The organism is uncultured Collinsella sp. (assembly GCF_959026545.1).
Lineage (GTDB): Bacteria > Actinomycetota > Coriobacteriia > Coriobacteriales > Coriobacteriaceae > Collinsella.
This window is the reverse complement of record NZ_CAUFLV010000019.1, coordinates 1-25,899: the sequence shown is the minus strand read 5'-3', so window position 1 is coordinate 25,899 and position 25,899 is coordinate 1. Positions and strand designations below refer to the sequence as shown.

Genomic DNA, 25,899 nt, shown 5'->3' with positions numbered 1-25,899 from the left:
TCGAGCATGGTGGGTTAAGAGATACCCAATGCGGCCGCTCTTAAACGCGGCAATGTCGCGATGTGCGCGACATTGCCGCGATGCGGCGCGCACGGAAGGGGCATGTGCTGTGGTATGTGCAGCTGTGATGCGTGTTTTTGACGCTTCTTGTTGTGGACAAGCGCATAGCCGTTCTTTTTGCTATTATGTTCGCCTGTGTGACTAGCTGCGGGCGTGGCGGAATTGGTAGACGCGCTGGATTTAGGTTCCAGTGGGATTCCCGTGAAGGTTCGAGTCCTTTCGCCCGCACCACACACGCATACAAGGTACCAAAGGGACCCCGGCACCCACATATGCCGGGCATGTATTAGAGGAGGAACGTTGAACATCACTTCTGACGTGAAGGACGCCAAGCTCACCGCCACGGTCACCATCCCGGCTGCCGACGTCGACGCGGCCATCAAGAAGGCCTACAAGGAGGCTGCCAAGAAGTACCGTTTCCCCGGCTTTCGCGCCGGCAAGGCCCCGCGTCCCGTGATCGACTCCGCCCTGGGTAAGGAGGCCGTGCTCGCGCAGGCCACCAATGAGCTGATCGGCGCCAACGAGGGCAACGTCCTCAACGAGCTTGACATCGTTCCCGTCAAGGAGGGCGATTACCAGGAGATCGACCTGTGCGTCGATGGCACCGACTACACCTATGTGGTCGAGTTCACCCTGCGCCCCACCCCCGAGCTCTCCTCTTACGATGCCGTTGAGATCGAGATGCCTCCCGCGGAGGTCACCGAGGCCGAGATCGACCAGCAGGTCGACATGCTCATGGGTTACCACGCCACGTTTGAGGACGTCGAGCGTGGCGTCGAGGCCGCCGATTATGTGACCGTTGACATCAAGAACGTCGCCAACGCCGAGGCGCTCGCCGGCGAGGGCCGCATGATCGCCATGGGTTCCGGTAATCTGCCGAAGGAGTTCGACGAGGGCTTGATGGGCATGAACGTCGACGAGACCAAGACCATTTCTTGGACGCCAGAGGTCGAGGGTGCCGAGGAGGCTTCCGTCGAGGTCACCGTCAAGAGCGTCAAGGAGCGCAAACTCCCCGAGCTTACCGATGAGTTCGCAAAGACCAACTTCGGCTTCGATGGCATTGACGCCATGCGCGACGCCGTGAAGCTCGAGATCGAGTCTGACAAGTCCTCCCAGCTCCCGCAGCTCAAGGAGAATCGCGCTGTCGCCAAGCTCGCCGAGCGTCTTCAGCTTGACGAGATGGACGAGGACTACGAGCAGTCCGTCTTCCAGGAGCTCGGCCAGAATTTCCTGCAGAGCCTCTCCGCTCGCGGCATGAGCCTCGACGGCTGGCTGCAGGCCAACCGCATCAGCTCTGAGGAGTTCATCTCCGACCTGCACCGTCAGGCCAACGACGTTGCCCGCGAGTCCCTCGCCCTCGACGCGCTCGCTCGCGAGCTCAAGGTCGAGGTCACCGACGAGGATGTCAACGGCGAGTTCGAGCGCGCTGGTGTTGAGGACGTCGAAGCCTCCAAGGCTCAGTTCCTCGCCGAGGGCCGCATGCCCGCCATCCGCGATTCCATTCGTCGTTCCAAGGCTGTCGACTGGTTGGTCGAGAACGCTAAGGTGACCGAGGTCGACGAGGCCGCTCGCGCCGCTGAGGCCAAGGCCGAGTAGCGTATCTGCGTCACGCCCGCCGGACTCTGTGCTCTCGCATGGCCTTCGGCAAAAATGGCGTATCATAAGCGGCTGTACGGCTGATTTGCGTACGGTGCCCCATCGCGTTCGGCGGGATTGGGCACCGTACGTTTCTATCGAGTGCCAAATGTTCTTCAGCGTTCACTCGATGACGACCAAACAGCATCTTCAGGCGCCGATTCGCGGCGTCCTATCCCGAAGGGAGCCATATGATCCATCGCATCGACTCTGCGCTCGTGCCTTACGTCGTCGAGCAGACTCCTCGCGGAGAGCGCAGCTACGACATCTATTCGCGCCTACTCAACGATCGCATCGTCTTCCTTGGCGAGGAGGTCAATTCGGTGACCGCGAACCTCGTGATTGCACAGCTGTTGCATCTTGAGAGCCAGGATGCCGAGAAGGACATTTCGCTCTACATCAACTCGCCGGGCGGTGAGGTTTATTCGGGCCTTGCCATTCTGGATACCATGAATTACATCAAGCCCGATGTTTCCACCATCTGCGTTGGCATGGCGGCGTCAATGGCTGCGGTTCTTCTTGCGAGCGGTGCCAAGGGCAAGCGCTTCTGCCTGCCCCATTCCAAGATCATGATCCATCAGCCCAGCGGCGGTGCCCAGGGCCAGCAGACCGAGATTGAGATTGCTGCGCGTGAGATCCGCGAGACGCGCACCACGCTCAACCACATCTTGTCCGATGCCACGGGCAAGCCTTTTGAGCAGGTTGAACAGGATACCGAGCGTGATCATTACCTTCGCGCCGATCAAGCCCTCGAATACGGCCTTATCGACCGCATCGTGACCTCCCGCAACGACTCCGGGAGCGAGCGCTAATGGCGGGGGAGGACTTTGGCCGTACGCCGGGCTCCGATGGTGAGGTTCCGGTCCGCTGCTCATTCTGCGGCAAGACGCAAGATCAGGTGCGCAAGCTCGTGCGCGGGCATGACGGCATGTTCATCTGCGACGAGTGCGTTGAGGCGTGCAATGAGATTCTCGAGCAGTCCTTTGCCCAGGACGAGATGATGCGCGCCTTTGGGGCCGCTTACGCTGCTCAACAGGATGGGGCTGCCGCGCCGGAGTCACCGGTAGAGGAGGCTCCCGCACCGACCATGCGCGAGACCGCGTCGAAGCTCATCACGCGCGTTCCCACGCCGCATGAGATCTATGATGCCCTGTCGCAGTATGTCATGGGTCAGGAGGACGCTAAGCGCGCCATGTCCGTGGCGGTGTACAACCACTATCGTCGCGTGCTCGAGGGGGATGCGTCGGATGCCGCTGCCCGTGGTGCCCACGCTGCGTCCCTGGACGAAGATGTCGAGCTTGCCAAGAGCAATATCTTGCTGCTCGGTCCCACCGGCACCGGCAAGACGTTGCTCGCCCAGACGCTCGCCCGCGTGCTCGAGGTCCCGTTCGCCATCGCCGATGCCACGGCGCTCACCGAGGCGGGCTATGTGGGCGAGGACGTCGAGAACATCCTGCTCAAGCTCATCACCGCCGCCGACGGCGATATCGATCGCGCGCAGATCGGCATCATCTACGTCGACGAGATCGACAAGATCGCACGCAAGGCGGAGAACCTCTCCATTACGCGCGACGTCTCCGGTGAGGGCGTGCAGCAGGCGCTCCTCAAGATCCTTGAGGGTACCGTCGCGAGCGTCCCGCCCACGGGCGGACGCAAGCACCCTCAGCAGGAGCTGCTCCAGATCGACACCACGAACATCTTGTTCATCTGCGGCGGCGCGTTCGTGGGACTCGACAAGATCATCTCCGATCGCGTGGGAAACCAGGGTATCGGCTTCAATTCCGAGATTGCCGGCCCCACGTCCAAGGACGAGAATGTACTCCTTAAGCAGGTGCTTCCCGAGGACCTCAACAACTTCGGCATGATTCCCGAGTTCATCGGCCGTACGCCGGTCATCACGCAGACCCAGGCTCTGTCAGAGGACGACCTGGTGGGAATCCTCACCGAGCCCAAGAACGCCGTTGTGAAGCAGTATCGCCGCATGTTCTCCATGGAGGGTGTCGAGCTTGTGTTCGAGGCCGAGGCTCTGCATGAGATCGCCAAGAAGGCCCTTGCTCGCAAGACGGGCGCCCGCGGCCTGCGCAGCATCTGCGAGGAGCTGCTCCAGCAGACGATGTTCGACCTGCCGAGTGAGCAGGGCGTGAGCCAAGTTGTGGTGACCGCAGCCGCCGTGCAGGGAGACGAGCAGCCTCGCCGCGTTTACGAGGGATCCGACATCGACCTGGACTAACGTATCCATAGGAAGGACACTCATGGCAGAAGAGATGCCCAAGAATTATGATCCGGCGGTCAACGAGCCGGCGATCCTCAAGAAGTGGCTCGATGGCGGCTACTACAAGCGCCGCGAGGGCGTGGGCGACTGCACCGTCACCATCCCGCCGCCCAACGTGACGGGCATCCTTCATATGGGCCACGCCACCGACGACTCCATTCAGGACACCATTGTCCGCATGGCCCGTATGCGCGGTCGCTCCACGCGTTGGATTCTCGGCACCGACCACGCGGGTATTGCCACCCAGACCAAGGTCGACAAGAAGCTCAAGTCCGAGGGCATCTCTCGCCTGGAGATCGGGCGCGACAAGTTCATCGATGCCTGCTGGGATTGGACGCACGAGTACGGCGGTACCATCGTCGAGCAAATCAAGCGCATGGGCTGCTCCGTCGATTTCGACGGAGAGCGCTTCACCATGGACGACGAGTACGCCGAGGCGGTGCGCAAAGTATTCTGTGATTGGTACCACGACGGTCTGATCTACCGCGGCAAGCGCATCGTCAACTGGTGCCCCAGCTGCACCACCGCCATCTCCGACGACGAGGCGGAGTACAAGGACGAGAAGGGCCACCTGTGGCACCTGCGCTACCCGCTGACCGAGCCCGTCAACGGCCAGGAGTACATCGTCGTGGCCACCACGCGCCCCGAGACCATGCTGGGCGACACCGGCATCGCCGTTTCCAGCAAGGATCCCGAGAAGGCGGCCTTCGTGGGCAAGACGGTCAAGCTCCCGATCGTGGACCGTGAGATTCCCATCTTCGACGACTGGCATGTGGATCCGAACTTCGGCTCCGGCTTCGTCAAGGTCACCCCGGCACACGACCCCAACGACTATGCGATGGGCGAGGCCCATGGCCTCGAGAAGATCAACATCTTCGACGAGCACGCCATCGTGGTCGACGGTTACGGCGAGTTCACCGGCATGACCCGAGACGAGTGCCGCGAGGCGGTTCTCGCTTGGTTCGAGGAGCGCGGCCTGCTCGACCATATCGAAGACCACGACCACTCCGTCATGCACTGCTACCGCTGCGACAACACGCTCGAGCCGTGGCTGTCCGAGCAGTGGTTCGTCGCGGTCGACAAGCTGAAGGGGCCCGCCCTCGACGCCGTGCGCGATGGCCGCGTGACCTTCCACCCTGCCCGCTGGACCGACACCTATACCACCTGGATGGAGAACCTGAAAGACTGGTGCATCTCCCGCCAGCTGTGGTGGGGCCACCGGATTCCGGTGTTCTACTGCGAGGAGTGCGGTTGGGAAGACGCCTGTATGGACGACGCCACCGTCTGTCCCAAGTGCGGCTGCACCCACGTCCATCAAGACGAGAACGTGCTCGACACCTGGTTTAGCTCCCAGCTGTGGACCTTTGCCACGCAGGGCTGGCCGCAGCATTCCGAGCAGCTCGAGGGCCATCACCCAACCACCGCGCTGGTCACCGCACGTGACATCATCGCGCTGTGGGTCGCCCGTATGGTCATGAGCTCCCTGTATTTCTTGGACGAGGTGCCCTTCCGCGACGTCGTGATCTACCCGACGATCCTCGCCAAGGACGGTAGCCGCATGTCTAAGTCCAAGGGCAACGGCGTGAACCCCATGGACCTCATCGATATGTACGGCGCCGACGCCATGCGTTTCAACCTCCTCACGCTCTGCACTAACAACCAGGATGTCAAGTTCGACGCCGACATCGACAAGAAGACCAAGGCGCTCAAGGGTTCCGCCCGCACCGAGCAGGCCCGCTCCTTCGTCACCAAGATCTGGAACGCGAGCCGTTTCCTGCTCATGAACATGGACGGCTATACTCCGGGCGAGCCGGTTGCCGAGACCGCTGCCGACGCTTGGATGTTCAGCCGCCTCGCGAAGGCCGCCCAGCTCGTCACCGAGGGCATCGAGCGCTATACATTCGGCGAGATGGCCCGCGGCGTTCAGAACTTCTTCTGGAACGAGGTCTGCGACTGGTACGTCGAGGTCACCAAGACCCGTCTCAAGGACGACGCGGCGCGCCTTCAGGCCCAGCGCAACCTCATGTTCGTCCTCGACGCCTCTCTGCGCCTGATGCATCCGCTCATGCCGTTCGTGACCGAGGCCATTTGGGACCAGATGCCCGCGAGCTGGCTCGACGTGAACGAGGACGGTTCGATTGAGCGCGCCGAGGCTCTCATGATCGCCTTCTGGCCCGAGCCTGCGGACCTCGCCCGTTTCATCGACGAGCCCGCCGAGCGCACGTTCGAACTTGCGCGCGCGCTCGTGTCCGATGTTCGTTCCACGCGCGCCCGCTATCGCATCTCCCCCAAGCAGGAGTTGCGCTGCGAGGTCAAGGCCAGCACTGCCGAGGTTGCCGAAGACATTATCGGCATGGCCGACTTCATCCGCGGATTGGCCAATGTGAGCGAGCTCGTGGTTCTCACGGCCGATGAGTTCGTGAAGCCCGAGAAGGCCATCGCTCTCGCTGGTCCGGATTTCGACGCCTACGTCGTCATGGGTGATCTTGTCGATTTCGACGCCGAACGCGCCCGCATGGAGAAGGAATTGAAGGCTGCCGAGAAGGAGCTCGCAGGCGCCGAGCGTATGCTCGGCAACAAGGGGTTTGTGGCGAAGGCCGCACCCGAGGTCGTCGCCAAGAAGCGCGAGCGTGCCGCTGAGCTGGTGGAGACCATCGCTGCCATCAAGGCGCAGCTTGAGGACTTCGCATAGTCGGCTTTCCCAGACACCCCATCTCCGGTCGAACCTAAAGGCTTATGTACGTCCGTACACCGCGCCTTTACGTTCGGCCGGATTTGGGGCACCTGGAAAACCCTAGACATGGATACAACTGAGATAGGTTACTCCCCAGCTGCGCCCTGGATGCAATTGGGGCCAGTGCCGGTAGTATGGGGAGGGCACATATGGCAGAAAACGAAAACGGGACGGTGATGCTTCCACCGGCGAAGACGCAAGAGGCATTCGTCCATATCGGCTTTGCCAAGGCGCGTCTCACGCGCGGTCGGGCGTTCGTTTTGGCGATCCTAGCCGGCGCATTTGTGGCCCTGGGCGCGTCGTTCATGCTCATGGTACGGTCCGATGTGTCGCTTTCCCCGACCATCTCGCTCGTTTTGGGCGGTCTCGCGTTCTGCCTGGGCCTGTTTTTGGTGTTCGTTGCCGGTGCCGAGCTGTTCACCGGTAACTGCCTCATGGTTATCGGCGCGCTCGATGGGCGGTATCCGCTCGTTCGTATGCTGCGTAAATGGGCGATTGTGTACGCGGGCAACGCCGTGGGAGCCCTTTTGGTGGTCGTGTTGCTCCTCGTTTCGGGCTTTGCCGAGATGCAGGGAGGAGCCGTCGGCGAGCTTGCTTGCTCGGTCGCGGCATCTAAGGCGTCCTTAAGTCCGGTCGTCGCGTTCTCGCGCGGCATCCTGTGCAACGTGCTCGTTTGCCTTGCCGTGTGGATGGGCAGCGCTGGCAAGACGGTGTGTGACAAGCTCGCTGCCGCCATACTGCCCGTGGTCGCCTTTGTGGTCCTGGGTTTTGAGCACTCGGTCGCGAACATGTTCTTTCTCCCGCTTGGCTTGGCTATCGAGGCGTTGTGGGGCGGTTCGTCCGTGGTGGTGCTGGGGGTTGCCTCTAATCTCGTGTTCGTCACGCTTGGCAATATCGTGGGCGGCGTCGCGATCGCTGCCGCGTACTGGTTTGTGTACGGCCGCGAAGATCGCAATTAGGAGGGCTGCATGAAGCGCCAGGGAGTCTATAGCGTTCCGTTCGAAGTGGCCGAGCTCGCCTATGATGACGCGGTTGCCATCGCTGCCGATACCGGCAAGATCTCCGGCGACGCGGGCCCGCTGCTCGAGACGGTGGTCGATATGCTCGAGGAGCTTGAGCGCCCCGATGAGCACTTCGATTGCATTCAGGTCGCCGGAACGAACGGCAAGACATCCACCACGCGCTTTGCCGCGGCCATCCTGCGTGGCGAGGGCAAGCGAACCGCCCTGTACACGTCTCCCCAGCTGGTGCGCTACGAGGAGCGCATGGAGGTCGACGGCGCCGTGGTCAAGCCCTCAGAGTTCGCACATGGCGTGTCCGTCGCGGCTGAGGCGGGTCGTCGGGTGAACGCGCATCGCGTCGCCGCCGGGGAGCCATCCTACACGATCACGCCGTTCGACCTGTTGACCGTGGCGGCGATGGTGGTGTTCGCGGAGGCCCGCGTTGACGTGGCGGTGCTCGAGGTCGGCCTGGGCGGGCGCTGGGACGCCACGAGCGCGACTGATCCCGTTGCCGTCGCGATCACGGGCATCGGCCTCGACCATACGCGTATTCTGGGTGACACGATCGGGCAGATCGCGTGCGAGAAGGCGGCGGTCATTAAGCCGGGTCGCTTTGTGGTTTTGGGCGAGGGTACGCATGTGCCGGAGGTCCAGCGCGTCATGAACGAGCGCTGCGCTGCATGTGGCGTGACGCCCTGGGTCGTTTCGCACGAGACGCTCCGCGAGCCCGATCGCATTGGGGGCGTCGTGTCGTTTCGCACCCGGACCCCCCGCGCGGAATATCGCGTGGACATGCGCAAACCTGCATATCAGCCGCAAAACGCCGCGTGTGCCATCGCGTTGGCCGAGGGATACCTTGGATGCGCTCTGAACGTCGGCGCGCTCGAGAGAAGCCTCGACTCCTGTCCCATACCGGGCCGCTTCGATGTGGTCCGCACCGACCCGTTGGTGCTCGTCGACGCCTGCCACAATCCTCAGAGTTGCGAGAACTTTGTGCGCGCACTCAACGAGGTGGAGCCCTGCATGTCCAATCGACCCGCCCTGCTCATCGCCGCTCTTTCCGACAAGGATGTGTCGGGCATCGTCGATGTGCTCGTGCCGGCGTTTCCGCAAATCGTCATCGCGCAGACCGCGAGCGACCGTGCGATGCCCGCCGGGGAGCTCGCGGATCTCGTGCGAGCCAAACTCGGCTCACTGGGTCGCGATGAGGGGGATGTGCTTTCCGTCTTTGAGGACGTCGCATCTGCGCTCGATTGGGCAACTGCTTCCGGGCTGGAGCTGGTCGCGGCTGGTACCATCACGCTGGCGGGGGAAGTCGCCGGCCTTCTGCGGCGTTAGGCCATCCGATTCTCCGCGCGGCGGCTTGCGCGTTGCATCGTGGCCGCCGCGCGGCGAATTCCGACACGCCTCGTGCGATGAGTGGTATCATCTGTCGATGTGTTCGATAATGTTCGAAATGTGTGTATATATGTTCGGAGGCAATCGATGGCAATCATCTACGCAGCAGTGTTCGCTGTCTGCTTCTTCTCGTCGATCATCGGCGCGATCTGCGGCATCGGCGGCGGGGTCATCATCAAGCCCGTGCTCGACGCACTCGGGGTGTTCCCTGTTTCGACCATCAATTTCCTCTCGGGATGCACGGTCCTGTCCATGACCGCCTACTCGGTCCTGCGCTCCCGCGTCTCCGGTGCCTCGCAGATCGACTTCAAGACCGCCACGCCGCTTGCCATCGGCGCGGCAGTGGGCGGCCTGGTGGGCAAGGATCTCTTCAGCATGGTCGAGGGCCTGTTCGACACGCCCAACACCGCCGGCGCGGTGCAGGCCGCGGTGCTCATGGTCATCACCATCGGAACCCTCGTCTACACCGTCAATAAGGAGAAGATCGCCACCAAGCGGGTCAGCGGGGCCCTTGCGTGCGCGGTCATCGGCCTGTTCCTCGGCATCATGTCGAGCTTCCTCGGTATCGGCGGCGGTCCCATCAACCTCGTCGTCCTTTATTATTTCTTCAGCATGGAAACCAAGGAGGCCGCGCAGAACTCCCTGTATATCATCCTGTTCTCACAGGCTGCGAGCACTGTTCGCAGCATCCTCACGATGGATCTTGCGAGCATTAGCATTGCGTTGATTGCGGGCATGGTTGCCTGTGGCATTTTGGGCGGCGTCGCCGGTCGTGCTATGAACAAGCGCATCGATTCCGAGCGAGTTGACAAACTGTTCATCGGCCTCATGGTCGTTATCATCCTTATCAATGTCTACAACATCGCGAAGTACACCGTGCTGGCATAAATCGCTCGGCACCATCGCCTCGCACTGAAGAGACGGGCTCCTCTCCACACGGGGAAGGGCCCGCTTTGGGGTTCGGGCGACAGGTGGGGTGCTCGAACCCTTGGAAGCGTTTTAGCGCAACGTGCGCGCAATCGCGATCATGTCGGGGGCGGCGTATTCGAGGAAGTCGCGGTATCCGCAATAGTCCTCGCGATAGTAGCAGGTATTGAGGCGCTTGCAGTTCTTGTGGCAGATGCGCTCGAAGGGGCAGTCCGCGCACAGGGTGCAATCGCGCCTGGGTTCGGCGATGAACGTGCGGAGCGCGTCGCAGGTGGCCATGTCCTCCAGTGAGTTTTCGCGGATGTTGCCCAGGCAATATCGGTCGAGCACGTAGAAGTCGCAGGGGTACACATCTCCGTTGCCCTCGACCACGAACTGCGGTGCGCATGCCCCGAGCATGCCGCACTGCTGGGGCCAAACGCCTGCGAACAGGGGTATCACGTTGTCGAAGAGCGTCACGCTCATGCGGTCGCCGCGCTTGAAGTCCTCGAGCCACATGCGGAAGAACGTTTTGTAGAAGCTCGCGAAGCTCTCGGGCTCCAGCGAGTACTCGTCGTTCGTCTCATCGAGTCCCGGCAGGCAGGGGATGAGTTGGACGAAGCCGAACTTGTGCTGTTTGTAGAAGCGGTAGAGCTTTTGGGGGTGATGGGCGAGCTGGTCGGTGAGGACGGTGAGGATGTTGAATTCCGCGCCTGCCCGCCTCAGCGCCGATATAGCATCCAGCACGCGGCCCATGGTGCCCACGCCGCGCGCATCGGGTCGCAGCCAGTCGTGCATCTCGGGATAGCCGTCGATGGAGACGCCCACGAGGAAGTCGTGCTCGGCGAGGAACTCGGCCCAGGTGTCGTCGATGACGTAACCGTTGGTCTGGATGGCGTAGTGGACCGTCTGGCGCTCGCGAGCCTCATCGACGTGCGCGCAGAACGAGCGGAAGAACTCGAGCCCCGCGCAGGTGGGTTCGCCACCCTGGAAGGCAAAGGTCACCTCGGTGTCGGGGCCGAGCGCGAATGCAGCATCGATGATGGCCTCGGCGCATGGGGCCTCCATGACGCCGTGGTTCGCCGTCTCGCGGTGCTCTGCGACATCCGCGTAGAAGCAATAGCGGCAGCGCATGTTGCACGTCGAGCTGGCGGGTTTGATGAGAAACGAGATGTGCTTCATGGGTCCTCGCAGCGGGTCGTTGTGGTCTGATGAGGAGTCTACCATGTTGATTTGAGCTTCGAGGGCTTCGGGCGCGGTACACTATTTGGAGAGATATCCAATTTGAGGAGTGGCCATGAATCCCATTGATGAACTGCGTCGAGCTCTGCCTACACTCACCAAATCAGAATTGAAGGCCGCCGAGCGGATCCTGAACGACCCGAATATCATGTTGGGCAGCAGCATCACCAACCTGGCAAAGCTCACCGGTTCATCCAACTCCGCGATTATCCGCATGTGCCAAAAGCTCGGATATGATGGGTTCGCCGAATTCCGCTTCTCCTTCAACCGGGCCATGATGGCAGCTGAGAGCCCCTCTGTGGAAGCGGATCACGACGATTCGAATAGGCTCGTCGACACGTATGCTCGATATATGCATCTGATTCCCCAGTGTGTCTCCAAGGAGCAATTCGACGCCCTCGCCGAGGCGATCGTTCAGGCCAGGCGGCTTGTAATTTGGGGGTCGAACAGGACGTTTCAGAGCGCGATGCAGCTTTCTCATCGTCTGACGAGACTCGGTATTTTCAATAAACCGACTGATGACGCCATCGTCATGTCCGATGATGCAGCGATATTAGAGAGCGGAGACGTTTGCATCGTCTTGAGCATGCAGGGTCGAGGTAATTGCATGTATGGCGAGGATATGGATGTGATGCGCGAGCGCGGGGTCGATGTGCATCTGGTGACCATGGACGGCAGGTCGAGCCTCGTTCCGCACGCTTCCGAGGTATATGTGCTTCCCTGGATCAGCCATGATGACTCGATAAACTTCTACGAAGACCAGGTAATCGTTTACATGTTCATAGAGATGCTCCTGCTGAACATCTCTCGAAATTTCTCCTAGTGTGAACGGCATGAAATGGATAACTATCCATAGCATGCCGTTCATCGTGGAAAACTATCCACTCACGGACAAATATCCAATAGAGAACGGACATATATCCAAATCGACTACTCTATAAGATGAAGAGCGGTTCCGGGCCCGAATCGCTCCCGTGTTTCTGCACCGAGAGAAGAGGGAAGAGATGGAGAAGTTCCAAGCTCTGATGGAGAAGACGCTGGTCCCGTTCGCGACCAAGCTCTCCAACAACAACGTCTTGAAGGCCATTTCTGGCGGCTTCGGCATGTTGCTGCCCATCATCATGGTCGGCGCGATCGCATCGCTGCTTTCCGGTTTGAGCATCGCCCCGTACCAGGAGTTCATCACCGCGAACGGTCTTAAGGACGTCATCTCCTACGTCACCACGTACACCACCAACATGCTGTCGCTGTATGCGGCGTTCGCCATTGGTAAGAGCATGGCCGAGCAGCTCGATTGCGAGGGCCAGTCCTCCATCATCGGCATCGCCTCGCTGCTCGTGTTTCTGCTGCTGATCCCCGCCGGCGTCGCCGCGGACGGGACGGCCGTGGCGAACATGATCGACATGACCTACTTCGGTTCCGCCGGCCTGTTCTCCGCTATGATCATCGGCGTCGTCGTCCCCGCGATCTACTCCGTCTTCATCAAGAAGAACATCACCATCAAGATGCCCGACGGCGTTCCCCCGTTCGTCTCCAAGGGCTTTGCCGGCATCATCCCCGTGCTGTGCATTACGATCCTGTTCGTCGTCGTGCGCCAGCTGTGCACCCTCACGCCGTTCGGCTCCTTCGACGGCATGATCTACGGCCTGCTCAAGGCGCCGCTCGCCTCTCTGAGCGAGAGCCCGCTCACCTTCGGCCTGCTGGTGCTCCTGTGCAACCTCCTGTGGTTCTTCGGCATCCATGGCGGCATGGTCACCATGCCCTTCATCACCATGCTCTACATGCCCGCCGCTCTTGAGAACCTCGACGCCTTCGCCGCCGGCGCGGCCGCCCTGCCCAACATCCTCACGAACACCTGGTGGTTCACCTTCGTCCAGCTCGGCGGTTCCGGCGGCATCATCGGCCTCGTCCTGTGCATGCTCTTCGTCGCCAAGAGCGAGCGCTACAAGTCTCTCGGCAAGATGGCCATCGCCCCGGCGCTCTGCGGCGTCTCCGAGCCCGTCGTCTTCGGCATGCCGCTCATGCTCAACGTCATGATGTTCATCCCCATGATCTTGACCCCGCTGCTGAGCTTCGTCCTTTCCTACGCCGTGACTTCCTTCGGCCTCGTTCCTGTGCTCAACGGCATGCAGCTCCAGACCGGTACGCCGGTGCTGCTCTCCGGCTTCCTCACCGGTGGTTGGCAGGCCGCGGTGTGGCAGGCGGTGCTCGTCGCCCTCCAGTTCGCGATCTACTTCCCGTTCTTCAAGATGCTCGATAAGCAGGCTTGCGCCGACGAGCAGGCAGCCGCCAAGGAGGCGTAAGCGCTGATGGACAATCGCTCCAACATCGTGTGGTTCGTCGCGGACCAGATGCGCGCGGACTCAATGGCCCATCTGGGCAATCCGGCGGCGAGCACCCCCAACCTCGACGCCATGGCGGAGGAGGGCGTGTCCTTCGCGGACGCGTACTGCCAGAATCCCGTTTGCGTTCCGAGCCGCTGCAGCTTCTTGACCGGCCTGTACCCCCACACGCTTGGTCACCGCACGATGCACTTCATGATGCATCGCGAGGATCCCAATATCCTCAAGACCATGAAGGAGGCCGGGTATGAGGTCGTGTGGATCGGTCGCAACGACTTCATCCCGGGCTCATGGAGCAAGGAGGCGTATTGCGACCATTTCTTCGATGGAACCGACCTAGTCGACAAGGTGGGCGTCGAGGGTCTCAAGATGAACTTCGGCGGGAAGAACTTCCCCACGCCCGAGGTGCCCGAGGTCTTCGAGGGGCACGATCTCAAGTACTCCTTCTTCCAGGGGAAGTACCCCGAGGGTTCGCTCAATAGCGACTTCGACTGGAACTGCGTGAATGCCGCCCTGGCGTTCTTGGACTCCATCGACCCCGAGAAGCAGGAAAAGCCCTTCTTCATCTACTGCACGCTGTCGTTCCCGCATCCCCCGTACGGTTGTGAGGAGCCATGGTATTCGCTTGTCGATCGTACGGCCCTTCCGCCGCGTCGCCCCAATGTGGAGACGCTGGAGGGCAAGGCGAGTATCTTGAGTGCCATTCGTGACCGCCAAGATATGAAGAGATGGGGCGAGCCCCAGTATGACGAGATGCGCGCGGTGTATCTCGGCATGGTGGCGCGCTGGGACCACATGCTCGGCCTCGTGCTCGACAAGCTGCGCGAGCGCGGGTTGTACGACGACACGAACGTCTTCGCGTTCAGCGACCATGGCGACCTGACGGGAGACTACGGCATCGCAGAGAAGTGCCAGAACTCCTTCGAGGACCCCTTGACGAACGTGCCCCTTGTGGTCAAGCCTGCGGCGTCGGTGCCGGTGGAGCCGGGCGTGCGCCACGGCCTTGTCGGTCTGATCGACCTTCCCGCGACGGTTGCGGAGATTGTCGGCGTGGACCTGGGATACGTGCAGTTCGGCAGCTCCCTGATGGGGGCGATCTCCGGTGAGGACACGCCGCATGATGCGATGTTCTGCGAGGGCGGGCGTATCCACGGTGAGTGGCAAGCAATGGAGCCCGAACATGGACCCGAGTCACCATACTGGCCGCGTATATCCGCACAACACGAGGAGGGACCTGCACACACCAAGGGCGCGATGGTGCGCATGGGAAACCTCAAGTACGTCATGCGCCTGTACGAGGGTGACCAGCTCTACGACCTTGAGGTGGACCCCATGGAGCTCGTCAACCTTGTTGATGATCCGGCATACGCCCAATCCGCCGCGCAGCTTCGAGACAGGCTGCTCAGGTTCTACATGGAGACGGCCGATTACGTGCCGCCCAAGTTCGACAAGCGTTAGGAGGACCAATGGCCGTATCCGAAGAGGTGCAGCTGGTCAGCTTCCAGATCATCGCGAGCGTCGGCACCGCGCGCTCTTGCTACATCCAGGCGATTGATTGCGCCGAGCGGGGTGATTTCGAGGGTGCCGAGAAGCTTATAGAGGAGGGCGAGGAACAGTTCCGCGCCGGTCATGACGCACATTTTGGGTTGATTCAGAAAGAGGCGGCGGGGGAGTCGAGTGAGTTCGCGCTCATCCTCATGCACGCCGAGGACCAGCTCATGAGCGCTGAGGTTTTTGGGATCCTTGCCCGTAAGATTGTGAACGTTTACAAGAAGATGGAGGATTGTATCCATGCGTAACATCAAGTTGTTCTGTGCCGCGGGCATGTCCACAAGCATGCTGGTAGAGCGTATGAAAGCGGCCGCCGCTGACCAGGGTTATGAGGTCGAGATTGCGGCCCATGCCGTCGCCGAGGCGTCCAAGCTCGGCGGGGATGCGGATTTCATCTTGCTTGGCCCGCCGGTTCGCTTTGAGGTCGACCGTGTCAAGGCCTTGTTCCCGGATAAGCCGGTTGAGGCGATTGATACGGTCATGTACGGCACCATGAACGGCGCCGGCGTCATTGAGCATGTCCGCGAGGTTCTTGGGGACTAGCGGCAAACGCGGCGATTGATCTTGCCCGGGTTGATGCCTTTATAAGGTCATCAACCCGGTTTTGCATCGAAGCCCCGTTTTGCCGTTCGCCGGTCTGCAGCAACCGCTTGCAGCAATGCAATCTGATGCGCTTGCAAACCATCAGGAAAAAGGTGTACAAAAGAACCATTCAATCGTATATCGTGCGTCAACAGGGCGTGTAACTGTGAACAACAGGCAGGACCCGGGTTGATAGAATGATCCCATGGGGGATGGTTCTATCAGCCCGGGTTTTTCGTTTTGCAGACCACGATGTCGAACAGGGGAGGAGTGAAGCCGTGAGGCTCGCCAAGACGCTCAACAACAACGTCGCCGTTGCGCGGGATGAAAAGGGCCGCGAGTTCGTGGTCATCGGCCTGGGCATCGGTTACGTTGAGCTTGGCGGCGAGATTCCCGAGGACAAGATCGAGCGCGTGTTCACGTCCGTCGAGCAGCAAAGTCAGCTGTATCAGCTTGTTAACGCGATTCCGCAGCGGTATTTCGATCTTGCCCGGGAGATTGTCGATTATGCTCAGAGCACACTTGGGGTTCGCCTTGCTGATTCCATCTACATCGCGCTTACCGACCACGTCGCATATGTTCACGAGCGCGCACAGAAGGGGCTTCTTCCCAAAAACTCGCTGACCTGGGAGATCAGCCAGTACTATCGCCGCGAGTTCGAGGTGGGCAAAAAGGCGATCGAGCTGTTGGATGACGAGCTCGAGGGCATCGAGGGGACGCTCGGCGACGCCGAGGCCGCTTCGATCGCCTTGCATCTCATCAACGCGGAGCAGGAGGGTGCTGGGTCCCGTCAAGGAATCGATGGGCTCAGGCTCATGGACCAGGTCATGCAGATCATTCGGTATCAAGCGCATCTCGCATATAGCGAGGGCGATCTTGACTATCAGCGTTTGGCCGTGCATGTGCGCTTCTTCGTGCAGCGCGTGCTGGGTGGCGAGCAGACGCAAGTCCCCAGCGCCCTGTCGAAGATGGTGAGGGAGAGCTATCCGGAGGCGTATTCCGTCGCCGAGCATGTGCGCGCGTTCGTTGAGGGCAAGCTCGAGCGCTCGATCGGGGATGAGGAGATCACCTACCTCATCATCCATATCGCACGTTTGCTCAATCGAGCATAAGGCTGGGAGGAACCCGTGGCTAAAAAAGACTACGACGCCCTTGCCAAGTTCGTCTTGGACCATGTGGGCGGAACCGAGAACGTCGTCTCACTGCGTCATTGCGTGACCCGTCTTCGCTTCAAGCTGAAAGACGAGAGCCGCGCCGACACCGAGGCCCTCGAGAATCACGAGTGGATCATCGATGTCATTCAAAAGGGCGGCCAGTACCAGGTCGTCATCGGCAATGACGTCGAGGACGCATTCGACGCCGTCATGAAGCTCGGCAAATTTGCCGGTTCCGCGAGTGACGTTTCCGACGTCAACGACAACGAGGGAAAGAGCGCGTTCGACCGCATCGTTGACATGATCTCGGCCATCCTGACGCCCACGATTCCGTTGCTTGCGGGCTGCGGCATCATAAAGGGCTTGCTGGCTTTCTGCACGGCCATGAAGTGGCTCGACTCCACCTCGGGTTTTGTCCAGATTCTCTCCGCCGCCGGCGACTCGCTGTTCTACTTCTTCCCGATCTTCCTCGGCTACACCTCCGCAGAGAAGTTCGGCATGAACAAGCTTCTCGGCATGGCAATCGGCGCCACGCTGGTGCATCCCACCATCGTGGGCCTCAAGGCTGCCGAGCCTCTATTCACCTTGTTCGAGGGTACGCCCATCGCTACGAACGTCACCACGACCTTCCTGGGCATCCCTGTCCTTATGGTGAGCTATACCTCGAGCGTCATGCCCATCATTGCCGCCACGTTCTTCGGCGCCCGCGTTGAGAAGTTCTTCAAGAAGATCGTTCCCGATGTCGTGAAGATGTTTGTCGTTCCCGCTGCGACCTTGTCCATCACCGTCGTGCTCACGCTTCTGCTCGTGGGTCCCGTCGTGACCTGGATCAGTCAGCTCATCGCCGCAGGCATCACCGCTGTCCAGCAGTTCAGCCCTGTTCTTACCGGTGTTCTTGTTGGTGGTCTGTGGCAGGTGCTCGTGGTCTTTGGCCTGCACCACGCCTTTACGCCCATCGCCCTTAACAGCCTTATGGTTCAGGGTTACGAGAACCTGACATGCTATATGGCCGCTGTCCCGTTCACTACGATGGCAGTTGTGCTTGCCGTGTACCTGCGTACTAAGGACAAGAAGCTCAAGTCCGTCGCGCTTCCTGCCGCCATTTCCAGCTTCTTTGGTGTGTCTGAGCCTTCGATTTACGGCGTGACGCTGCCCCTCAAGCGCCCCTTCGCCTTTACGTTGGTTTCCTCTGCTGTTGGCGGCGCCATCCTTGGTTTCTTTGGTTGCATGCGCTATACCCAGGGCGGGCTTGGCTTCTTCAACATTCCCGCTTTCATCAACCCCGCTTCACCTGAGCTCGATATGACCTTCTACGGCGTGTTCGTTGCTCTCGGGGTTGCCATGGCAATGGGCTTTTTGCTCACGTTCTTCTTCGGAGTGCCTGCCGCCACCGCTCAAAGTGCTGACGATGCAAACGTTGATGCGGATGCCGATGTTCAGATCAAGCAGGAGGTCTTCGTTGCGCCCGTCGCCGGCGAGGTCGTTGCCCTCGAGGATGTCGACGACGAGGTGTTCGCCTCTGGCTCCGTCGGCAAGGGCGTTGCCGTCAAGCCCTCCGAGGGAACCATTGTGGCTCCCGCCGACGGAGAGGTGACCATGCTCTTCAAGACCGGCCATGCGGTCGGTATCACCACTGCATCCGGAGCGGAGCTCTTGATTCACATCGGTATCGATACGGTTCAGCTCGACGGTCGCGGCTTCGAGGCGCAGGTGAAGATGGGCGATTCGGTCAAGCAAGGTCAGCCCCTTGTGACGTTCGACCGAGATGTGCTCGCCTCTGAGGGATATGACGACACCGTCATCTTCCTCGTGTCAAACTCCGCGAGCTTCCAGGACGTGGTGCGCTCGCAAGATGCGAGCGCTTCGACCGATCGCGAGCTGCTCGCAGTTCTCGTGTAGCCTATTGTTTCGCGCGGGGCACGGCTGGTCCGCCTGTGCCCCGCGCATCTGCTGAGGAGGATGTCTGTCATGCGAGCCGTCATGCTCATGTTCGACACGCTTTCACGGGGCTTTCTGTCGCCTTATGGCGCCGATCCAGGTCTCACCCCTAATTTCTCCCGTCTCGCCGATCGGTCCTGCACGTTCGACCGCTTCTACGGCGGCTCGATGCCCTGCATGCCCGCGCGCCGCGAGCTCCACACGGGCCGGTACAACTTCCTGCACCGCAGCTGGGGCCCGCTCGAGCCGTTCGACTTCTCGTGCTTCCAGGCTTTGGACGGTGCGGGGGTATATGCGCACCTGGTCAGCGACCACTCTCATTATTGGGAGGACGGCGGCGCGACGTACCACAATCGCTATAGCAGCTGGGAGGGCTTCCGCGGCCAGGAGGGCGACCGCTGGGCTCCGCGCGATGTTGTCGAGGGGCTGCCCGGCGACATGTCCCCGCTCCAGAAGTCGAAGGGTCCCAGCCCGCTGCAGCACGAGGCGAACAAGCGCCGCCAGCCCGCTGAGCGGGACATGTCCACTGTGCAGACGGTGGATGCTGGCATCGATTTCCTCGAAAGCCACGCGGGGCGCGATGGCTGGATGCTCCAGATCGAGTGCTTCGACCCTCATGAGCCCTTTTATGTTCCCCAGAAGTACCGCGAGGCGGTCGGGCTCGTGGAGCCGCCCCGTCTCAACTGGCCGGCATATGCGGCGGTCGACGCGGGGGTGCATGCGGACGAGCTCGAGGAGTGCCGTCGCGAGTACGCAGCGCTCGTCGCCATGTGCGACGCCCAGCTCGGACGGGTCCTCGACGCGTTCGACGAGCACGGCCTGTGGGAGGACACGCTTCTCATCGTGAACACCGACCACGGCTTCCTGCTCGGCGAGCACGGGTACCTCGGCAAGAACTTCTGGCCGATGCATCAGGAAATCATCCATACCCCGTTCTTCATTCACGTGCCCGGGGCCGCGGAGGGCGTTCGAAGCGCGGAATTGTGTCAGACCATCGACATCGCGCCGACGCTGCTCGATTGGTTCGGCGTCGAGCCCGCCGTCGACATGGACGGAGCGTCGCTGCTCCCCGTTGCGCGTGAGGGCGCCGCGGGCCATGAGCATGCGCTGTTCGGCGCCCACGGGAACCATGTGTGCGTGACCGACGGCGATTACGTGTACATGCGCGCTGCAGCGCGGGAGGACAACGAGCCTTTCGTCGAGTGCACCCTCATGCCCACGAACATCCGGGGCTTCTTCTCTCGCGAGCAGCTCGATTCCGCCGAGCTGGTTGGCGGCGACCGCTTCTCGAACGGCTGGCCGTACCTCAAGTGCAGGTCGCGCACGTACATGAACTCCCACGGCTTCGGCAACTCCCTGTGGGACGTCCGGGACGGTGAGGAGCGCATCGAGGACGCCGGCATCGAGGAGCGGATGATTTCCGCCCTCGTGGACGGCATGCGCGCGGTGGAGGCTCCCGCCGAGGAGTTCGAGCGGCTCGGCCTGAGTGTCTAGCGATTTATGGGGCTAAGGCGTCATACAGACAGCCATGAATGAAAGCCGCCCTGCCCGCGCGCATCGCTCCATGCGAAGTTCCGCACGAACGGGAGGGCCTGCTGGGCTCTCCGGTGTGAGAGGGGCTGTTCGAGCATGGGATGACATGCGCGGGCGGCGCGGCGGGGCTGCGGTCCTTAGAGGAATCGGTACTGGACTGTTCCCACACCCACGCTGATGAAGTTCAGGGCGCGGGCGACGGCGGGCTGCATGTCGATGACGCGCCCGTGTGCGTACGGTCCGCGGTCGTTGACGTAGGCGATGACGGAACGCCCGCCGTAGCGGATCTCGACGCGCGTCCCGAAGGGCACGTTCAGCATGGCGATGCCCATGGAGGTCTCGGTCACCTTCTCGCCGTTGGCGGTGGTGCCGCCCATGAATCCGTCGCCGATTCCGTAATATGAGGCGACGCCGGTTTTCCACGCGCCCGTCGATTCGCTGGATCCGCCTTGGGTGCCGCCCTGGTTGCCGCCTGCGTTGCCGGAGTTATCCTGACCGGATCCGCCTGCCTGCCCACCCTGGGAGCCGTTTTGCCCGCTATCTCCGGAGGGCTGGCCGCCGGTGTTCTGCCCGGCGCTTTGCTGGGCCTCGAGCCGCTCGGCCTCTTCGGCGGCCTGTCGTGCGATCTCCGCCTCCGCCGCGTCCTCGGCATTCGCCTTGGACTGCAGCGCGGCTGCAGCCGTTTGCGCCTTGCCGAGTGCGGCGCTGGCGCGCGCGAGCTCCTCATCCGCGCGGTCCTTGGCTTCCCCGAGCTGAGCGAGCTTTGCGTTCAGCTCTTCTTCGAGCGAGTTGAGCTCGTTGAGCGCGGCGACGTTGGCGTCCTGGACCGTGCCGAGGTATTTGGTGAGGTTGATGAACTCCGCAAAGGACTCGGCGTTGAGGAGGAGGCCTATCGCGCCGCCGCTGGAGGCGTGCGTCTTATACAAGTCGCTCGCGGCGCTCGCAGCTCGTTGCTGCCTTGCGGGCAGCAGTTCCTCCTCGATGTGGAGGATCTCGTCGGCGATTTCCGACACCTGGGCATTGAGCTCATCCGCCTTGGCCATGGCGTCGGCGTGCGTCGCCGCGGCGCTTGAAACCTCGGACTGCAGCGAGCGGAGCTCCGCCAGGGTCTTCTCGCTTGCCGCATATGCTGGCGCGGGACCGAGGGTGAGGGCGGGGACGGCGCCGGTTAACGCCAGGGCCCCGGTGAGGCCAAGGGTGCAGGCGATGCGCGCGGTGCCGAGGCGGGGGATGCGACGCGGGGAGAGGTTCATGGATTGACCACCTTTACTTGCGAACGCACATCAGTATAGTCCAACTCTCACCTTAAAGTTGAGCTTAAGGGTTTTACCACAGCGAGCCCATCGATGCGCGCCCCGGTCTAAAGCGCTCCACCCCAAGGGCGTCCTAGCCGCTTGGGGCGGAGCGCGCCGCGCCCATCGTGACGGCGCGGTGTTTGCACATCATATTGAGGGGACGATCGGGAAGGGCGCGTCAGGCCCGCGCCACGTCCATGCTCGCCACGAGGGCGGTTCCCGTGCCGAGCACGTCATCCACCACGACATCGCCCATGCGGATGGGCGCCTTGACGGAAATGTGCCGCACGAGGTCCATCGCCTGCATGTGGAGGTCTCGGGGAATGGGTTCGGTCGTGCGGACGGGGAGGAGACGCTCGTCTCCTCCCCGGACGACGACGGTGGTCGCGAGGATGCGCACGGGGCGGGTGATCTCCTGCTCGGCGAAAGCCTTTCCGCGCGGGCACCGATTTCCCTGGACCGCGGTGGCGCGGAGGGCGCCCGTCTCGTCCCGGGCGACCTCGACGGTGAGGGCGCATTCCGATGGGCAGGTGGTGCAGTGGAAACGGCGCACTTCGACGGTGGTGTCCCCGTGGTGCTCCTCGGTCGTGCGCTCGAGATCTTCCTTCAGCTCATCCATTGCCTATTGCTCCTCTGCGGGTTCGATGGACAGCGTGAGCTCCTCGCCCACGCGCTCGAGCATCTTGACGGTGAGGGGCGCCGCCTCCATGATGCTCGGTTTGAAGCCGCGCGGCTTGCCGGTGAAGATGACTTCTCCGCACGAGCGGATGACCAGCTTCGCCTGATCGACGGGGCGCCTCACGCGGAAGAACAGCTTCGTCGACCCCACGCGGGTTATGCGCGATGGCACGACGTACCTCGCCAGTCCGGTGGCGCGCACGGCGATGTCGACCTGTCGCTCCGTCGCGTCTTCGGCTGGGGACACTACCGCGCCCCGACCCGCCAGCGCCCGTAGGGCTGCCGCCTTGCCGGCCCGCTCCGCCTCCGCCGTGACGTTGTCGGCGAGGTCGTGCACGTGAAGGACGTTCCCGCAGGAGAAGATTCCGGGGACGCCGGTTTGCAGGTCCTGGTCGACGCAGGCGCCGCGGGTGCGGGGGTCGAGCTCGACGCCCGCGGCTTGAGCGATCTCGTTCTCGGGGATGAGGCCCACGGAGAGCAGCAGGGCATCGCAGGGGATGGTCCGCTCGGTTCCCGGGATCGGGGAGAGGTCCGCATCGACCCTGGAGACCTCGACGGCCTCAACCCGATCGCGGCCGATGACGCGCGTCACGGTGGTGGATAGATGCAGTGGGATGCCGAAGTCCTCGAGGCAGTTCTTGACGTTGCGGTGCAGCCCGTTCGCGTAGGGCATGAGCTCGTAGACGCCCTCGACCTCGAGTCCCTCGAGCGCGCATCGGCGCGCCATGATGAGGCCGATGTCGCCCGAGCCCAAGATGACCACGCGGTGCCCCGGGCGCAGGTTCTCGATGTTGATGTATCGCTGGGCGAGGCCCGCGGTGAACACGCCCGCCGGGCGGCTGCCGGGGATCTTGATCTCGGAGCGCGTGCGCTCTCGGCATCCCATGGCGAGCACCACCGAGCGGCATGAGATCTCGACCATTCCCGTCTCGGTCATGACGGTGACCGTATGGCAGTCTGCGGCAGGGGCTTCGCGCTCGGCGCAGACGACGTCGGCGGGGGTGCCGGCGTCGCCCCCGGCACGGCGTTCGTCCCCCTTCCCGCCGTCGATCGCGAGGACCATGCTGCCCAGCATGGCCTCGATGCCTGCCTCGGACACCTTGTCGATGAAGCGCTGCGCATACTCGGGGCCGGTGAGCTCCTCCTTGAAGTGCGTGAGACCGAAACCGGGGTGGATGCATTGGCGCAGGATGCCGCCCAGGTGCTCGTTGCGCTCGATGATGACGGTGCTCGCGCCCGCCTCATGCGCCGCGAGCGCGGCGCCCATGCCGGCGGGCCCTCCGCCGATCACCGCGACGTCGAAGTCGCGCGTTTCGATCGTTCCCATCTATCGACCCTCCTTGAGCGTGCCGTCGACGATCCAAGACCCTTCACCTTCGAGGGGCACCTCCTCCGGGCGGCAGCCCAACTCACGGGAGAGGATGTCGACCACGCGGCTTTGGCAGAATCCGCTTTGGCATCTGCCCATTCCAGCTCGGCAGCGTCGTTTGACGCCCTCGACGGAGACGGCTCCCGGGATGCGGTGGATCGCGGCGACGATCTCCGCCTCGGGGACGGTCTCGCATCGGCAGACGATGCGCCCCCATGCGGGGTCGGATTCGATGAGCTCGTTTTGATGCTCGGTGATGGAGCGGTCGAAATCCTCGGGCGCGCGTCGACGCGGTTGCCAGTCGGGCTTCTCGACGAGCGTCACGCCCGCTTCGCGCAGGAGCGACTCCATCAGCTCCGCCACCGCCGGCGCGCTCGCCACGCCGGGGGATTGGATGCCGGCGGCGTGGAACAGCCCGTTCGCCGATGACGAGGGGGCGATGAGGAAGTCGTTGAGCCCCTGGATGACCGCGCGCCCGCCCGCGAAGGAACGCACGACCCTTCGGGTGTCGAGGTCGGGGACGAGTTTGCGGGCGCCCGCGAGCAGCGCCTCGACATCAGACGCGTAGGTGTCGCGGTCGCCCGGGTCGCGCAGGGCGGCCGTCGCCGTGATCACCGTGTTGTCGTGGACGGTTCCCGTGACGATGACGCCCTTCGATACGGGCGTCGGGACGGGGTAGAGGGGCATGAGCGCACGGGGCTCCTTGTCGAGCACGACGATGTTGCCCTGGCGCCATGCGAGTTGGAACGCCTCGCCGCCCGCCATGGCGGAGATCTCGGCGGCTCCGCTGCCGGCGGCGTTGATGAGGATCCGGGCGCGCACTGCGCCGCGCGGCGTGTGGATGGCGAAGCGGGCGGGCTGGCTCGAAAGCGGGGCGCCGCCCGCCTGCAGGGGGGCGTTCTCGATGAGGTTGTCGATGGCGCGGACGGGCGTGCTCCTCATGAACACGACGCCGTTCGCCGCGGCGTTCTCGGCGCAGGCGATGGCGACGTCGAAGGGGTCAACGTACCCCGTGGAGGGGCACCACAACGCGCATGTCGCCTCACGGCTCGCGCGCGGTTCGAGCTCGCGGATGCGCTCGGGCGCTATGATCTCGAGATCGGGGACCCCGTTGGCGCGACCGTTGGCCTCGAGCACCTCGAGATGGGCGCGGTCCTCCTCCGAGAATCCCAGAACCATGGAGCCCGTCCTGCGGAAGAGGAAGCCGAGCTCCTCAGACCACATGCCGTAGAGGGCGCATCCACGCGCATTGACCTTGGCCTTGACGGTGCCGGGGGCGGGGTCGTAGCCCGCGTGCACGAGGCCCCCGTTCGCCTTGGAGGCGCCGAGGGCGATGTCGTTGGTCGCTTCCAATACGCAGATCGAGAGATCGTACCGTGCGAGCTGCCGGGCTATGGCACACCCGGTCACACCCGCGCCGGCGATGACGATGTCGAACGTTTGGGCCATTGCGTCTCCTGTCATCAAGTCGATGGGACATGTCGGCCTCGGCTCCGTGCGCTGCGAGGGTTCTCGTGCTTCTCGCGGGTTCGAGGCGTTATAGACGAAGTGTCAATAAGCTATGCTACGCTTGTCGCTTATCTGCACAATGCCGTTTCGGCGGAGCGTGTGAATCCGCCCGCCAGCGGCAGAGAACGTTTCCGAAATTGCGAAGCGGATCGAACCGAAGGTTCAGGCGATCAAAGTGAAGTTCTGCCGCAGTTTTCTGGGTGCTTTCGAGTAGTACCCGAAGTCGCCAATTCATCTACCAGCAAATTTGTTGAGTGCCTCGCCTCGTCTACTCTGCGGGCCGCTAAAAACTGCGGCAGAACTTAGTGTGCGCCTTCTCCTGTTACAAAAATGCGTTTTCTAAACGTGGTGGCAGGGAGTGGCGCCCTCGGGCAGGCGGGATGCGTCTCTGAATCTTTGAGGCGATTTCTTAGAATGGCCGTTGGTGTCTTATTGTAGATGCCCGCTCGCGGGGGAATTGCAGCCATTCATCTATTCTTCAAGCAAATCGCATTAGGATTACGCATGAACCTGCATATACTTTGCTCAGTTCGAGAGGTTACCTGTACTGGGCCTGCACCGAGCACCTGCTTACAGTTGCATATGAGGTCGGGACGTTACTCTTCGAGGCGTGCACCGTATTTGCCAAGCGAAAGCGCGGCGCGGTGGTGAACTGCGCCCCGAAACTTGGACGCGATAAATCATAACCGCTAAGCGGCCT

General features: G+C 62.3%; 20 protein-coding genes and 1 tRNA gene. 16 read left to right on the top strand and 5 right to left on the bottom strand.

Features of this window, described 5'->3' with window-relative positions; all coding sequences use genetic code 11:
• Nucleotides 1–207 precede the first annotated feature (207 nt).
• The 8 genes from Q5Q88_RS08130 (at nt 208) to Q5Q88_RS08095 (ending at nt 9,988) form a co-directional block, all read left to right on the top strand.
• Nucleotides 208–291: transfer RNA gene (locus Q5Q88_RS08130), tRNA-Leu, on the top strand.
• Nucleotides 292–360: 69 nt separating this feature from the next.
• Nucleotides 361–1,656, top strand: coding sequence for a trigger factor (tig, locus tag Q5Q88_RS08125; RefSeq protein WP_294121882.1), 1,296 nt, complete (start codon nt 361–363; stop codon nt 1,654–1,656).
• 230 nt (nt 1,657–1,886) lie between these two features.
• Complete coding sequence (locus Q5Q88_RS08120) at nt 1,887–2,507, top strand: ATP-dependent Clp protease proteolytic subunit (RefSeq protein WP_302742856.1); 621 nt, start codon at nt 1,887–1,889, stop codon at nt 2,505–2,507.
• A complete protein-coding gene (gene clpX / locus Q5Q88_RS08115) occupies nt 2,507–3,925 on the top strand; it encodes an ATP-dependent Clp protease ATP-binding subunit ClpX (protein WP_302742854.1) in 1,419 nt (472 codons plus the stop codon). Before Q5Q88_RS08120 ends, clpX begins: the two co-directional genes overlap by 1 nt.
• Nucleotides 3,926–3,947: 22 nt before the next feature.
• Nucleotides 3,948–6,659 (top strand): valine--tRNA ligase, encoded by a 2,712-nt coding sequence (locus tag Q5Q88_RS08110; RefSeq protein WP_302742852.1) that lies wholly within the window; start codon nt 3,948–3,950, stop codon nt 6,657–6,659.
• A gap of 191 nt (nt 6,660–6,850) precedes the next feature.
• Complete coding sequence (locus tag Q5Q88_RS08105; RefSeq protein WP_302742850.1) at nt 6,851–7,660, top strand: formate/nitrite transporter family protein; 810 nt, start codon at nt 6,851–6,853, stop codon at nt 7,658–7,660.
• Between the two features lie 9 nt (nt 7,661–7,669).
• Nucleotides 7,670–9,040 carry a folylpolyglutamate synthase/dihydrofolate synthase family protein gene (locus tag Q5Q88_RS08100; protein WP_302742848.1) on the top strand — a complete coding sequence of 457 codons (1,371 nt, stop codon included), beginning with the start codon at nt 7,670–7,672 and terminating at the stop codon, nt 9,038–9,040.
• A 147-nt stretch (nt 9,041–9,187) separates the two neighbouring features.
• Nucleotides 9,188–9,988, top strand: coding sequence for a sulfite exporter TauE/SafE family protein (locus Q5Q88_RS08095; protein ID WP_118653728.1), 801 nt, complete (start codon nt 9,188–9,190; stop codon nt 9,986–9,988).
• A gap of 111 nt (nt 9,989–10,099) precedes the next feature.
• On the opposite strand, the gene Q5Q88_RS08090 is transcribed toward Q5Q88_RS08095, so the two are convergent.
• On the bottom strand, nt 10,100–11,188 hold the full coding sequence (locus Q5Q88_RS08090) for a radical SAM protein (protein WP_302742845.1): 1,089 nt from the start codon (nt 11,186–11,188) through the stop codon (nt 10,100–10,102).
• Nucleotides 11,189–11,303: 115 nt separating this feature from the next.
• Here Q5Q88_RS08090 and Q5Q88_RS08085 point away from each other — a divergent pair, with 115 nt between their 5' ends.
• The 8 genes from Q5Q88_RS08085 to Q5Q88_RS08050 all read left to right on the top strand — a co-directional run bounded on the left by Q5Q88_RS08085 (nt 11,304) and on the right by Q5Q88_RS08050 (nt 20,309).
• Nucleotides 11,304–12,071 (top strand): MurR/RpiR family transcriptional regulator, encoded by a 768-nt coding sequence (locus tag Q5Q88_RS08085; protein ID WP_118653726.1) that lies wholly within the window; start codon nt 11,304–11,306, stop codon nt 12,069–12,071.
• 181 nt (nt 12,072–12,252) lie between these two features.
• Nucleotides 12,253–13,551 (top strand): PTS sugar transporter subunit IIC, encoded by a 1,299-nt coding sequence (locus tag Q5Q88_RS08080; RefSeq protein WP_302742843.1) that lies wholly within the window; start codon nt 12,253–12,255, stop codon nt 13,549–13,551.
• 6 nt (nt 13,552–13,557) lie between these two features.
• Complete coding sequence (locus Q5Q88_RS08075) at nt 13,558–15,048, top strand: sulfatase-like hydrolase/transferase (RefSeq protein ID WP_302742841.1); 1,491 nt, start codon at nt 13,558–13,560, stop codon at nt 15,046–15,048.
• A gap of 8 nt (nt 15,049–15,056) precedes the next feature.
• A complete protein-coding gene (locus tag Q5Q88_RS08070; RefSeq protein ID WP_302742839.1) occupies nt 15,057–15,389 on the top strand; it encodes a PTS lactose/cellobiose transporter subunit IIA in 333 nt (110 codons plus the stop codon).
• Nucleotides 15,382–15,684, top strand: a complete 303-nt coding sequence (locus Q5Q88_RS08065) for a PTS sugar transporter subunit IIB (protein ID WP_302742837.1) — start codon at nt 15,382–15,384, stop codon at nt 15,682–15,684. Before Q5Q88_RS08070 ends, Q5Q88_RS08065 begins: the two co-directional genes overlap by 8 nt.
• A gap of 317 nt (nt 15,685–16,001) precedes the next feature.
• Nucleotides 16,002–16,835 carry a PRD domain-containing protein gene (locus Q5Q88_RS08060; protein WP_302742835.1) on the top strand — a complete coding sequence of 278 codons (834 nt, stop codon included), beginning with the start codon at nt 16,002–16,004 and terminating at the stop codon, nt 16,833–16,835.
• Between the two features lie 15 nt (nt 16,836–16,850).
• Nucleotides 16,851–18,776: a beta-glucoside-specific PTS transporter subunit IIABC gene (locus Q5Q88_RS08055; protein ID WP_302742833.1), complete on the top strand. Its 1,926-nt coding sequence runs from the start codon at nt 16,851–16,853 to the stop codon at nt 18,774–18,776.
• A 60-nt stretch (nt 18,777–18,836) separates the two neighbouring features.
• Complete coding sequence (locus Q5Q88_RS08050) at nt 18,837–20,309, top strand: sulfatase (RefSeq protein WP_302742831.1); 1,473 nt, start codon at nt 18,837–18,839, stop codon at nt 20,307–20,309.
• A 176-nt stretch (nt 20,310–20,485) separates the two neighbouring features.
• Here the strand turns inward: Q5Q88_RS08050 and Q5Q88_RS08045 are convergent, their stop codons facing one another.
• The 4 genes from Q5Q88_RS08045 to Q5Q88_RS08030 form a co-directional block, all read right to left on the bottom strand.
• On the bottom strand, nt 20,486–21,601 hold the full coding sequence (locus Q5Q88_RS08045; protein ID WP_302742829.1) for an RlpA-like double-psi beta-barrel domain-containing protein: 1,116 nt from the start codon (nt 21,599–21,601) through the stop codon (nt 20,486–20,488).
• Between the two features lie 220 nt (nt 21,602–21,821).
• Nucleotides 21,822–22,262, bottom strand: a complete 441-nt coding sequence (locus tag Q5Q88_RS08040) for a DUF1667 domain-containing protein (RefSeq protein WP_302742827.1) — start codon at nt 22,260–22,262, stop codon at nt 21,822–21,824.
• Between the two features lie 3 nt (nt 22,263–22,265).
• Nucleotides 22,266–23,648: an NAD(P)/FAD-dependent oxidoreductase gene (locus Q5Q88_RS08035; protein WP_302742825.1), complete on the bottom strand. Its 1,383-nt coding sequence runs from the start codon at nt 23,646–23,648 to the stop codon at nt 22,266–22,268.
• Nucleotides 23,649–25,139 carry an NAD(P)/FAD-dependent oxidoreductase gene (locus tag Q5Q88_RS08030; protein WP_302742823.1) on the bottom strand — a complete coding sequence of 497 codons (1,491 nt, stop codon included), beginning with the start codon at nt 25,137–25,139 and terminating at the stop codon, nt 23,649–23,651. It abuts the gene before it with no gap.
• Nucleotides 25,140–25,899 lie beyond the last annotated feature (760 nt).